The 12,448-nt window shown below is 54.6% G+C and carries 10 protein-coding genes; 4 read left to right on the top strand and 6 right to left on the bottom strand.

The annotated features are described in order from the left end of the window. Positions 1 to 13: 13 nt before the first annotated feature. From H6F46_RS10440 to H6F46_RS10425, 4 genes are all read right to left on the bottom strand, one after another. The gene (locus H6F46_RS10440; protein WP_099534155.1) at positions 14 to 718 is read right to left on the bottom strand and encodes a DUF4340 domain-containing protein; all 705 of its coding nucleotides are present in this window, start codon (positions 716 to 718) and stop codon (positions 14 to 16) included. Positions 719 to 731: 13 nt separating this feature from the next. Continuing rightward, on the bottom strand, positions 732 to 2,543 hold the full coding sequence (locus H6F46_RS10435; protein ID WP_190355264.1) for a Gldg family protein: 1,812 nt from the start codon (positions 2,541 to 2,543) through the stop codon (positions 732 to 734). A 234-nt stretch (positions 2,544 to 2,777) separates the two neighbouring features. Then, positions 2,778 to 3,590 (bottom strand): ABC transporter permease subunit, encoded by an 813-nt coding sequence (locus H6F46_RS10430; RefSeq protein ID WP_190355307.1) that lies wholly within the window; start codon positions 3,588 to 3,590, stop codon positions 2,778 to 2,780. Positions 3,591 to 3,897: 307 nt separating this feature from the next. Beyond that, entirely contained in the window at positions 3,898 to 5,007 is a 1,110-nt protein-coding gene (locus tag H6F46_RS10425; protein WP_190355265.1) for an ABC transporter ATP-binding protein, read from the bottom strand. On the opposite strand from H6F46_RS10425, the gene H6F46_RS19575 reads away from it, so the two are divergent. Beyond that, positions 5,006 to 5,137 (top strand): hypothetical protein, encoded by a 132-nt coding sequence (locus tag H6F46_RS19575; RefSeq protein WP_255508960.1) that lies wholly within the window; start codon positions 5,006 to 5,008, stop codon positions 5,135 to 5,137. The two genes, H6F46_RS10425 and H6F46_RS19575, sit on opposite strands and share 2 nt — an antisense overlap. A gap of 355 nt (positions 5,138 to 5,492) precedes the next feature. Here the strand turns inward: H6F46_RS19575 and H6F46_RS10420 are convergent, their stop codons facing one another. Both H6F46_RS10420 and psbA read right to left on the bottom strand, forming a co-directional pair. Continuing rightward, on the bottom strand, positions 5,493 to 6,344 hold the full coding sequence (locus H6F46_RS10420; RefSeq protein ID WP_190355266.1) for a fatty acid desaturase: 852 nt from the start codon (positions 6,342 to 6,344) through the stop codon (positions 5,493 to 5,495). A 270-nt stretch (positions 6,345 to 6,614) separates the two neighbouring features. Further along, a complete protein-coding gene (gene psbA, locus H6F46_RS10415; protein ID WP_190355267.1) occupies positions 6,615 to 7,742 on the bottom strand; it encodes a photosystem II q(b) protein in 1,128 nt (375 codons plus the stop codon). Between the two features lie 495 nt (positions 7,743 to 8,237). Here psbA and cbiT point away from each other — a divergent pair, with 495 nt between their 5' ends. The 3 genes from cbiT to H6F46_RS10400 all read left to right on the top strand — a co-directional run bounded on the left by cbiT (position 8,238) and on the right by H6F46_RS10400 (position 12,445). After that, positions 8,238 to 8,843 carry a precorrin-6Y C5,15-methyltransferase subunit CbiT gene (gene cbiT / locus H6F46_RS10410; protein ID WP_190355268.1) on the top strand — a complete coding sequence of 202 codons (606 nt, stop codon included), beginning with the start codon at positions 8,238 to 8,240 and terminating at the stop codon, positions 8,841 to 8,843. A gap of 123 nt (positions 8,844 to 8,966) precedes the next feature. After that, complete coding sequence (locus tag H6F46_RS10405) at positions 8,967 to 10,757, top strand: glycoside hydrolase family 10 protein (RefSeq protein WP_190355269.1); 1,791 nt, start codon at positions 8,967 to 8,969, stop codon at positions 10,755 to 10,757. 1,058 nt (positions 10,758 to 11,815) lie between these two features. Beyond that, positions 11,816 to 12,445: a GNAT family N-acetyltransferase gene (locus H6F46_RS10400; protein ID WP_190355270.1), complete on the top strand. Its 630-nt coding sequence runs from the start codon at positions 11,816 to 11,818 to the stop codon at positions 12,443 to 12,445. Positions 12,446 to 12,448: the final 3 nt, after the last annotated feature.

The following is a 12,448-nucleotide window of genomic DNA, read 5'->3' as shown; positions in this document are numbered from 1 at the left end:
TGGCGATGCGCCCCTACGGTGAGGCTGCGGGCGATGGTGAGGTCGTGGGGCTGGGGCTGGCTGTGGGGCTAGCCGTCGGGCTGACTGTGGGGCCGGCTGTCGGGCTGGGCGTGACCGATCCACTCGGGCTAGGACTTGGAGGCGGCGGCGGTTGCTTCCATTCCGCTAAGGGCCGATCGACCGTGGCGAGCTGGAAATCCTTGGGGATTAAGGCCACAGACACCTTGCCGGGCAAGGGTTGGGGCGGATCCACCAGCGCATAGAGAAAAGAATCGTCAAACCCAGCCTGCCCGATCGCCAGCCGATGTTGCTGGCCGGTTTTCAGGCGCATCGTGATTTCGGCACGGGGGCGATCGAGGCCCAATTCTGCAAGCTGGGCGGGCGATCGCTCAATGGTGCGATCGCGCTGAGACGAGGCCAGCAAACTGGTCAAAAACGCCACGGCTCCATCGCTGGCCGGTTCCGCTGCACCTCCATTCAACCGCAGTTCCCAAAGGGTTTGCCCCGGTTGGAAGTTGGCCCGGCGATCGAGCTGCACGGTTCGATCGCCCAGTTTCAGGGTCAACTGTTGAATATCAGCTTCCGCAAAGCCAAACAGCTTGGCCTGTTGCTGTTGTTGGGCTTGTTTTTGGGTGGATTGCGTCTCAAACAAAGCCACGCCACCGGCCACCCCCAGGGCGATCGCCAAAATCCAAAGGGTCGAAGATTTGAGCTTCATGGTCGTTCGCTCCCTAGCGTCGCTTCCACCACATCACACCCGCCAAGGTCAGCCCCCCGATCGGGAACACCCCCAACGCCAACAGCAGCAACAGCGCGGACTGTTGATTCGTGATGGTGAAACGTCGGTTATTGGGTTCGCGCGGCCGAATGGAAAGGCTGCTTTCCGCGCGATCGCCCAACCAACCCACCGAATTCAGAAACACATCGCCATTGAGCTGCTGGCTAAATAGCCCATCTGCCATAAACGACGAGTTACCAATCACCACCAGCCGAGCGGCTTTCGGAGGGGCCGGGCTGAGGGAAGGACTCGGCGAAGGACTAGGGGCCGGGCTGGGGCTGGCCGTCGGGGATGCGGTTGGGGATCCAGTCGGACTTGGGCTAGCCGTCGGAGAAGCAGTTGGGGATGTGGTCGGGGATACGGTCGGACTTGGGCTAGCCGTCGGAGAAGCAGTCGGGGATGCCGTTGGAGATACGGTCGGACTTGGGCTGGCCGTCGGGCTAGGACTGGGGGAGGGACTCGCGGCCGGTTCAGGGGCGATCGCCCGTTCCAAGGCAACCCCCAAAACCAACGGCCCTTGGCGATCTTGCGGGGGCGTGAAGGTGAGTTGTTGGGCGGTGGGTTCGCTTTCAGCCCAACTCTTTTCGTCGGTTTTGATGAGAGGTGTGGCCGTGATGCCGCTGGTGGTGACGATTTCGAGCGATCGCGCCACCGGGTAAATCGAAACCCCGCCTTTGAAATCCTGGGTGATTGGGTGGTCGCCATATTGGGTGACGATCGGGGCATCGGGGCCTAAACCGGCCAACTGGCCCGTTCCCGACGCATCCACCACCAGGCGGTTATCCAGCTTCACCCCCCAACGGGTCAGCAACTGGCTGAGGCCGCCATCGGACGCGGGATCCAACAGCGCCAACAGCCGCCCACCCCGCTGCAAATAGGTTTCCAGCAGCACCAGTTCCCGATCGAGCAAAGGACGTTGGGGGCCAATGATCGCCAAGGCAATGCCATCCTCAGGAATTTTGCCCTCACGAATCAGGTTCAAGGGTTTGGCGATGAAGTTTTTGGTTTTCAGGCCCGTCACCGCTTCCGTCAAACCGCCCTGTTCCCCTTCAATTGGGCGCTCTCCATGGCCTTGCAGGAAATAAATCGTTGCTTGGGTGGTGCTGGAAAGCTGGGCGATCGCGTTGGTTAACTCCGTTTCCTTCAGGCGACTTTCGGGCCCCAAGGTGGTCACTAAGCGTTTTTGTTCACCTGCTTCCAAATACACTTCCCCAAAGGATTTGACCTTAAAACTTTGGGCCCGGCCAAAATCCACCTGTGGATCGACTAATTCATAGGTGAAGTTGGGATTTAATTTGGCGTAATTACTCAGCAGTTCCCGATCGGTATCAGAGAGCGATCGATCAAAAACCAAGATTTTGATTTTTTGACCCAAATTGCGCACCGTTTCCTGGGTTTCGGGAGCCAGCGTAAACAGTTGAGTTTCGGTTAAATCAAACTTGGTACTGTAACGAGATCCCAAGAAATTGATCGCCCCAAAAATTAGCAACGCGGCCAAGGTCGCCAACAATGCATTGGTATTGGATTGGGTTGATCGCTGGCTCCAAGTGCGGCGCAAATTACCGTGGGTGACCAGCCAAATCCCGATCGCCACAATGCCAGCCACCATCAGTCCCCCAGCCAAGGGGCCCCAACCACCCACAAAGCCCGCTGACAGGCCCGCCGCCATCAGGAACAGGCCCACGAAAATTAGATATTTACCGAGATATCTAAGCCCAGATTTGAGATAACGAGGCAACAGTTGCCGTACAGATGCCAGTTTCATAGCCACTAAATCAGTTCCCCCTGAATGGCAAACAAGCCAGAATTAATACTGAATTCGCTCAATTTCACTTGCACAATTTCACACGAACAATTTCATCTGCTCAATTGCAGTTCCTCAGTTGCATTTCCCTAATCGCACCCAGGCGCTTGAACTCAGGCAATGAAGTTTAGGCGATGAAATTTAGGCGATGAAATTTAGGCGATCGCCCCAAAATCCAGACTGCTGAGGATATGCCTAAGAGCGCTGAAAACGGAAGGTTTCCACCGATTGAGCCGTCAAGAAAATGCCGAGTAGGATATAGCTCAAAAACAAAATTACACTGCCTGTTTCGGGCACACCACGCACCGCCGCTTCGTAATGTTTCAGCAAAGATAAATGCCCGATCGCCTGACCCACATCACCCCCGATCGCGTTAGCCAACAGATCAATAATCCAGAGGGAAAGATTGAGGGCAAAGGTCATCATCGCCGCCAAAACCGTGCTGGCCGTCAGGGATGACAGGAACATTCCCAGAGACAAAACGCCACCCCCCATCAGCAACAGCCCCAGATGCCCCGATACTGCCACCCAAGGAGAAATGGGCGGATTAGAGGCCGCCAAAACAATCAATTCCAGCAACAGAATCGGAGCCAAAATGCTGGCAAAAAAGGTCAGCACCCCCAAGAGCTTGCCCAGGGCTACGGCCCAGTTCGTAATTGGTGATGTGGCTAATAGCTCGATCGTGCCGCGTTTGCGCTCTTCGGTATAGAGACTCATGGACAAAATCGGCAGAATGAAAAGGGATAGTGACCCCAAACTCCCCAAATAAATTTTCAGAAATTCATAGGGAACATCGATCGGCGGCACAGGAATGCCCATTTGCTGGCCCTGCATATCGCGCATGGCCGATTGGGCAATGATACCCGCCGGCCCCAGCAGCACCGCCACAAAGAAGATGCCTGCAATTAGCCAAAAAATACTAGCCACTCCATAGGCCAAGGGAGAGACAAAATAACTCTGTAATTCCCGTTGATAGATGGCCACAATATTGGCCAAAATTACTCGCAATCGATGTCCTAAGTTAACAGCCATGCCTCAGTTTCAACCATCCTTGAGAAAAATCTAAAAGTTAGCCGTGAAAGATGCGCAAGCAAAATCGAGAAGCCAGCATTCAGAATTGAAAGTTGAGAAGCAAGAAGAATCAGTCGTGGCAATTAGAGCAGGAAAGTATTAGGAAACAAGGCCAGGAGAAAGCACTTTTTGATCATGCAATTCGTTGACTAGCTGGTTGCCGATTCCATATCCGTCACTCACAATCTATGGGCAGAAAAGTTGGCAGCTCAAAATTGGTATGACAGGTCAACCCAAGCGGGCCTTATTCAGCCGCTTCCGGGGGCGAGTCCGGGGAAATGGCAAGGTCGATCGGTTCGGGATCCACAGCCACCGGATCATGGGAGTCGATCGCCCCAGTTGTCTCCGTTGGGGTCGTCGGTTCCTCCGTGGTCAAATCCAAGAACACATCTTCCAAGGTGGCTTGGCTGCGGCGCAATTCACATAGCCCCAAATCGGCGGCAATGACGGCGCGGGCAATTTCCTGGGCAGGTTCCGTATCTCGCTCGATCGCCACCTTCAACCGCAATCGATCGGGTCGATCGCCCGGAGATCCTTGGGGCGTGACCGATCGCACTCCCGCCAACGTTTGCAACCGCTCCACCAACTGGGCCGCCCGATCGAGCAATTGCGGCGACTCCCCTTCCGTCAGGGCCACCAACGCCGACTCAGCGCCATCGATTTCCAAGTCGTAGGCCGCGCCGCCCACACGACCCGCCATCAGGTTGTCGGGGGTGTCGGTGGCCACCACTCGCCCACCGTTCACGATCGCCACCCGGCTGCAAGTCATGCTCACTTCCGGCAGGATGTGGGTGGACAAAATCACCGTATGGTCGCCCGCCAAACTTTTGATTAGGTTACGGACTTCCGCAATTTGGCGCGGATCCAGACCCACCGTTGGCTCGTCCAACACAATGGCCGGTGGATCATGCACGATCGCCTGGGCAATCCCTACCCGCTGGCGATAGCCCTTCGACAATTTATTAATGATGGTTTTGCGGCGATCGCTCAAACCACAGCGCTCGATCGACCAGCGCACCCGCTCCGCCCGATCGCCCGCCGAAACGCCCTTAATTCGCGCCACAAAGTTCAAAAATCCCTCCACCGTCATATCTGGGTAGAGAGGCGGCGTTTCTGGCAAATAGCCAATCCGTTCGCGCACCGCCATCGAATCGTCATGCACATCAAATCCCGCCACCCGCGCCGTGCCACTGGTGGCCGGTAGATAGCCGGTCAAAATTCGCATTGTGGTGGTTTTGCCTGCACCGTTGGGGCCCAGAAACCCCAAAATTTCTCCCGGCTCCACAGAAAACGTCACCTCGCGAATGGCTACGGTGCTGCCGTAGACCTTCCGCAACTGTTCCACTTCAATCATGGCGAGCGATCTCGGTCAAAAATCCCAGTCGATCGGCCCCAAAGCCGAGACCACGCCCCATTATGCCGCACGGCTTCCCGAACGACATGACCCGATCGTCAACCGGTTCGATCGTTTCAATAATGGTTAATGGTCGGGTCTATCAAGTCGATCGATCAATTCATGGGTTTTAAGGTTTATCTTTTAAGCTTTATTTTTAAGGTTTACAGCCTTTACCTAAAATAATTGGCACGCCATATCGCAAATGCCATGAAGCAACAATTTGGTGGGCAATGCCCACCCTACGGGCTAACGAAGACAAGGGGCTTAAGCCCCTTATTCCGATGATTTTCAATTCAATTTTTTCGGTTATTGAATCACGGATTTTATCAAGATAAAACTACCAATAAAAACAAGGGGCTTAAGCCCCTTGCTCCGATGGTTTTCAATTCAATTTTTTCGGTTATTGAATCACGGATTCTATTTCAAGCTTCCGGATCAAAGGCCTATGATTCCAGCAACTCCGGCGGCTGATGAATATTGCGCGCCAAGCCCAAAATAGACAGCACCCAAATCGCCCACCAGGTCATATCAATTTCCCACCAACGCCAACCACATTTCGCCACATGGGGGTAGGCATGGTGATTGTTATGCCAACCTTCGCCGTAGGTCAAAATGGCCGCCCACCAGAGATTGCGGGTAGTGTCTTCAGTTGCAAAGGGACGATAGCCCCCGTACAAATGGGTTACGGAATTGATGAACCAGGTGGAATGCCAAAGCAAAACGGCTCGCAGGAAAATGCCGTAAATCACAAAAGACCAACCACCCCAGAAATACAACCCGATCGCGATCGGGAGTTGCAGCCACAGGAAGTTTTGATTTAACCACCGATAAACGGGGTCGCGGGCCAAATCCGGCGCATAGCGTTGGTATTGATCGTATTCAAAAAACTCCGGCCGCGGATACAACATCCAGAGCATATGGCTCCACCAAAAACCGCGCCGAGAGGAATAGGGGTCTTTGTCTTCGTCTTCGGTGAAAGCGTGGTGCAATCGGTGACCCGCGACCCAAAAGATTGGCCCCCCTTGCAGCGCCATGGAGCCAATTAAGGCAATCAAATATTCTAGGGGTTTGGGCACTTGGAAACTGCGATGGCTGAGGAGGCGGTGAAAGCCGAGACAGATGCCAATGCTGCCAAATAGCCAGTGCAACAGGAGGCAAACTCCCAGGGCTGACCAAGAGAAAAACCAAGGGGCAGAGAGGGCAACAAGATGAAAGACAGCAAAGAATCCTACGGCCCACAGGTTTAACTTGACCGGCGGACGATCGGCTGATAGCTGTTTCCAAATAACGGTCATGAACACAACTCCTCAAGAGCCACAAATAAACCGGTGATTTCGGCTGGGGTGGTTTGGCCGAACAAAAAGGGGAGGTGCGATCGCGCAGTCTCCCCCATCCAATGAGTGCTGAGAATGACGAATCCGAGAAGTTAACCTGAGAAGTTAATCTGTTGCGCTTCTACGGGGTAACGAATTCATGCCAACCATGACATTGATTCATCATTTCCATCAGCCTCAAGACCAATTTCGACACCACAAACTTTCAGTTAGCCTGTCACAAACTTTCAGTTAGCCTGCGATTGCGGGAACTGTCAGGCTAGCGGGTTGAAAGTCCGCTTGAAAGTCCGATTGCAAGGCCGAAACGGGTTGAAAGTCCGCCGAACTTGCCAAGTCTAAAGGAAACTGGTGCGCGTTCCGTTCGTGCATCACTTCGATGCCCAAGTTGGCTCGATTCAGCACATCAGCCCAGGTGTTAATCGGGTGTCCTTGGCTATCCAAAATGGAGTTATTGAAATTAAATCCATTCAGGTTAAAAGACATGGTAGAAACGCCCAAGGCGGCGAACCAAATGCCAATCACGGGCCAAGCGGCTAAGAAGAAGTGCAACGAACGGGAATTGTTGAAGCTGGCGTATTGAAAAATCAACCGGCCAAAGTAACCGTGGGCTGCCACGATGTTGTAGGTTTCCGTTTCTTGGCCGAACTTGTAGCCATGATTAGGCGATTCGTTCATGTTGGTTTCCCGTACCAAGGAAGAGGTCACCAACGAGCCATGCATGGCGGAAAACAGTGCGCCCCCAAAAACACCAGCCACGCCCAACATGTGGAAGGGGTGCATCAGGATGTTGTGTTCCGGCGAGAACACAATCATGAAGTTGAAAGTGCCGGAAATGCCGAGCATCATGCCATCGGAAAAGCTACCTTGCCCGATCGGGTAAATCAACAAAACAGCGGTGGCAGCAGCGACGGGAGCCGAAAAGGCCACGGGAATCCAAGGACGCATTCCCAATCGGTAGCTCAGTTCCCATTGGCGACCCAGGTAGCTGTAGATCGCAATCAGGAAGTGGAAAACGATCAGCTCGTAGGGGCCACCGTTGTAGAGCCATTCATCCAATGAGGCGGCTTCCCAAATGGGGTAAAAGTGCAACCCGATCGCAGCGGATGGGGGAATCACGGTGGCGGAAATCAGATTGTTGCCATAGAGCAGGGAACCGGCAACGGGTTCGCGGATGCCGTCAATGTCTACGGGCGGCGCGGCAATGAATGCCAGGATAAAGACGATCGCGGCGGTCAGCATGGTGGGGATCATCAACACACCAAACCAGCCCACATACAAGCGGTTTTCGGTGCTGGTGATCCAGTTACAAAACCGATCCCAGCGACTAGGCGCGGGAGTCGATCGCAAAGATAGGGTCATGGATGAGTACCTCTGTCAAACCTTGGTTAAGGTTGGTATTCTGGGGACTCAGAAAGCCCACCAGACTTGGGGTTATGGCTACTGGAGGCCGGGTAAGCAGGAATTAAATGGGGGCACAGGGGCGATCGAACAAGTCGAAAGCGATTCCCTATGCCCCTATGGGACTAGCACTCCAGTGACGGACAATGCCTTAGATTCAGAGAGCTAATGCTTTGAGCAACCCGCAAGCGATCGCCCAGTCAGCCTTCAGCCTTTGATTCCGGGCATTGCCCATTGAGATGGGACGCTCAATCTCCCAGGAATTGAGTGACCCCAGCCCGAACCTGTATTCGTTTTATAACTATAAAGCGATTGAAGAATCAAGCATCATCCAATCAACTAATGAAATCAATCTTGATTAATCAGAATTGTTAATTTATAAATCGGCCCATTCCGGGGCGATCGGCCAGTCGATCGAACCCCCAGTTCTCGAAACCTTGATATCGTTGAATTTTTATGACCACACCTCTTTGGCCCTACGTCACACCCGGCATTCCCGATGATTTGTTTGAGCGGTTGCCGGGCATTCCGATGACCAAACGCGAAACCCGGCTAGCGATTTTGTCCATGTTGCGGTTGTCGGCCAATTCCGTGCTGTGGGATATCGGCGCAGGCACGGGGACGATTTCGGTGGAAGCGGCTTTGATGATCCCACAAGGGCGAGTGGTGGCGATCGAGCGAGATTCCGACGTGGTGCAACTGATTCGGACTAACTGCGATCGCTTTGGGGTCAAGAATGTGCGGGTGGTGGAAGGCAGCGCACCGGACTGTTTTGGCCTGCTGAAGCAACCGCCCGATCGGGTCTGCATCGGTGGTGGGCGGCCCCTGAAGGACTTGTTGGAAACGGCGTGGGAGCGGCTGCCTTTGGGGGGGCGCGTGGTGGCCCTGTCTACCAGCCTGGAGGGTCTATACGCCCTTTCGGAAGCCCTGGCGGAGGTGCAAGCGTTGAACATTGAGGTGGTGCAAGCGGCGGGCAATCGCTTGGAGCGGCGGGCCAATAGCCAGGTTTTGGCGGCGATCGACCCGCTGTTCATTCTCTGTGGCGAGAAGGGCGAAGGTTAGGGGGATAGGCGGAGATTTTTAGGCAATCTATGCCGGCCTCGTCAGAAATGGTTCGTATTGCGCTATATCCTTGGGCATTTCCGTCCCTGCGGTGAACATGCGATCGAACGGGCAGCAAACACCATGACACGATCCCCAGCGCCTCTATGCGGCGTTTTGGCCAAATCCCAAGCCTTAGCCAAGCCAGTCAACCAGCCATTCAACCAGCGATTAACCCAGTTATTCAGCAAGCCATTCCACAAGCCATTCACCAAGCCGTTAGGGTTGGGCAGGCTCTTATCAGGCGCATTACTCTCGGGCGCGATCGGGGCGGGGCCCCTGGCGCTGGGGGCGATCGCAGCTCCCACCGATGGCGGTGATCATTGGTCGCGAAGCTGTTTGGCAGCTTTGGCCGAGCGGCGATGGTTACCCCTGAACAGCGCTGGGCAATTTCAGCCCGATGAGCCAGCCACCCCGGAAGATTTGGCGCGGCTGCTGAATCAGGCTGTCCCAGAAGGCCCCCCGATCGCCCGCACCGGCAAGGACAACGAACCCCTGCGCCGCGATCGGGCAATTGCCATGATCATGACCCGCTTGGGCTGGACGGATAACGCGGCTGACCCTCGGGCCGGAACCCTGTTGCGCCAAACCTTTGAGGATGGTGAGCGGGTGGAATTTCCAGTGCGACCGGCCGTGGCCGCCGCCGTCCGGGCCGGCAAGGTGGTGAGCTATCCCAACCCCCGTCGCTTGGAACCGGAGCGATCGGTCACCCGAGGAGAGGCCGCCGCTTTCCTCTGCCAAGCCCTGAATGATCGGTTGGAAACCCCCGCCACCGATGCCTTCACGCCCTTCGTGGCCCGGCCGCCGGAAACACGCGGCGCTTGGTTAACCAACATTGACAGCGATATCTTGTTCGATCGCGATCGCCTGCGTCAGGCCCTTGAAAACCTGAAAGCCGCCAACTTCAACACCGTTTACATCACCGTTTGGAACGGTGGCTACACCCTCTACCCCAGCGACGTGGCCGAACGGGCCAGCGGCCAACGCATTGACCCCCACCCCGGTCTGCAAGGGCGAGACATCCTCGCCGAGGCGATCGCTGAAGGTCGTCGTTTAGGTTTGGCCGTTGTGCCCTGGTTGGAATTTGGGTTAATGGCTCCGGCCAACTCCGAGTTAGCTCGGCGGAATCCAGGTTGGATTGCCCAGCGCCGTGACGGTTCCAACCGGTTTCAGTACGGACGCGATACAAGGGTTTGGTTGAATCCTGGCCACCCGGATGTGCAGAAATTCATGACCGATTTGGTGGATGAGCTGGCTGCTCGCTACCCGGTGGACGGCATTCAATTTGATGACCATTTCGCCTATCCGGTGGAGTTAGGTTATGACCCCACCACCTTGGCCCAATACGCCCTGGAGCGAGCTGGCCAAACCCCGCCGGATTTAGCCACAGATCCAGACTGGATGCGCTGGCGATCGGGTCGGCTAACGCAACTGATGGGGCAAATTCAACAAACCCTCAAGGCCAAGCGATCGACGGCGATCATGTCCCTTTCGCCCAATCCCCAACCCTTTGCCTACAGCACTTCCTTGCAATCTTGGTCAGACTGGGTGGGGCGCGGCTGGATTGATGAACTGATTGTGCAAATTTACCGGGAAGATCCGGCCCTCTTTGAGGCGGAACTACTCGATCGGGATTTACAAATTGCCAGTTACAAAATTCCCGTCAGCGTCGGCATTCTCACGGGGCTGAAGGTCAAGCCCATGCCAATCGATCGCGTGGCCACCCAAGTGCAACTGGTGCGCCAAAAGCAACTGGCCGGCGTGTCCTTCTTTTTCTATGAAAGCCTCTGGAATTTGACCTCTGAGAACCGAGAGCGTCGCCAACAAACCATCCGCCGACTCTTTTTCAATCCCGCCTTCCGCTCCAATCGCTAATCCTTGCCCAAGCGCGGCCGATCGATGGGCTGCATCAGCCCCTTCAGCAACCAGCCCCATTGCGTCCTGTGGGGATTGGTTGCTGCCAAAATCCGTCTCCACCCCTCCGAAAACCTGACTTCTCCCTTTAGCAAAAGTGATGGATAAGCAAACTAATTTTATCGATCTTATTTAAAGATTGCTTGAAGATTGGAGAGATAGATTGAGTTTTTATGGATTTCGCCAAATAATGGATGAATCGTAATTTAACGACAACCCAAGAATCAACTCAAGATGGGTTGTATGGGTGCTGTGAGGATGGTGCGCGGCACAATTCAAGAAAGTCTGTCAGGAAGCTGTGGCCACACCCATTTGTCAACGTTTGGGGTCTAAATTAGGCTGAAGTTTGGATAGTGTTTTTTCTAAATCCAACTTTGTCCTTGTTGCTTCATGATCGCAACAGAGCCTGAATTGATCAAATTCAGGTTAAATCCCATACTTGGCCGATTGTTGTGGTCTTCTTTCTAAGCACCTAATTGCAGACTGAATTGAGGCGATCGCTCCTCTTTTTTGCAGATCTCGAATTTCCCAGATCTCCATGTGTCAATCAATACCCGATCGCCTCGGATCAGATCCTGATTTGATTCTGGGCTGGTCAGGATATGATCGAACGCGAGCTTTGCTCTTTTCCTAAGAAGACAATTTAAAAACCCCCTTAGAAACCACCGGACTGTTGGTTCTAGGCGGAGATAAATGAGTTCTAGGAGATTGCCAATGTGGCATTGGGGCAATGAAATTTCATGGGATTGACATCAACAGGGACGTGATTGCTAGGTGGGCAAAATTTAGTTAGCCTTCCCGCAATTTTCCCTATCGATTGTTATCAACCATGGTGTTGAGTGTTGATCGATCGCTAGGTGGCCAGACACCCCATCCCCCAAAGACCCCCAAAAGAGTCCCCATCGGGGGCCCCAAACGCACCCCAGAAAATGCCCGAGACTGAGGAGGCTAATCAACAGTCGGCACAGGTGTGAAGATGGTTAGCATCAAGGCAGTTCGCTGCTGTTGATGGGTGGTTGGTGTTCCTAAAGATTGTGGCCCCGTTGCTCATGCTGATTCCCCAAAACCTGGTTCGATCGAGTTACCCATGCGCTGACCTGCCTTTGCAAATCCGACCGGCGGAGTTTCGAGACTTAGCCGAGTTAGCCGATTTGTTGGCGGACAGCTTTCACCGACGACAAGGCTGGTGGCGTTGGCTGTTCCCCCTGTTGCGGGCTGGCATCTACGAAGATTTGCGAACGCGACTGCAATCCCAGCGCGATCGCTGTCTGTGTTTGGTGGCTTTCACGGCCCCCACGGCGGCGACGGGTCGGGGTCAGCATCCTGAGCTGATCGGCACGATCGAGATTGCAGCACGCTCCAATCTGCCTTGGCGATTGAACCAACATCACTATCCCTACATTTCCAATCTGGCGGTACGCACCGACTATCGTCGGCGGGGAGTTGCACTCCAACTCCTGTCCGCTTGCGAAGAAGTGGCACGTCACTGGGATAGTTCCGCCCTGTATCTTCATGTCCTGGCCGATAATTGTGCGGCGAGGCGGTTATACGATCGAGCTGGCTTTGTCCCCAGCGGGCGATCGGGCGGTGGTTCTCGACCCAGTTGGCAACGTTCCACACGTCTGTTGTTGCAAAAGCCATTGGGGTAAGCT

Origin of the sequence: Limnothrix sp. FACHB-1083 (assembly GCF_014696485.1) — a bacterium.
Classification (GTDB): domain Bacteria; phylum Cyanobacteriota; class Cyanobacteriia; order CACIAM-69d; family CACIAM-69d; genus CACIAM-69d.
The sequence above is the reverse complement of the archived record's forward strand: the minus strand, read 5'-3'. Positions and strand labels throughout refer to the sequence as shown.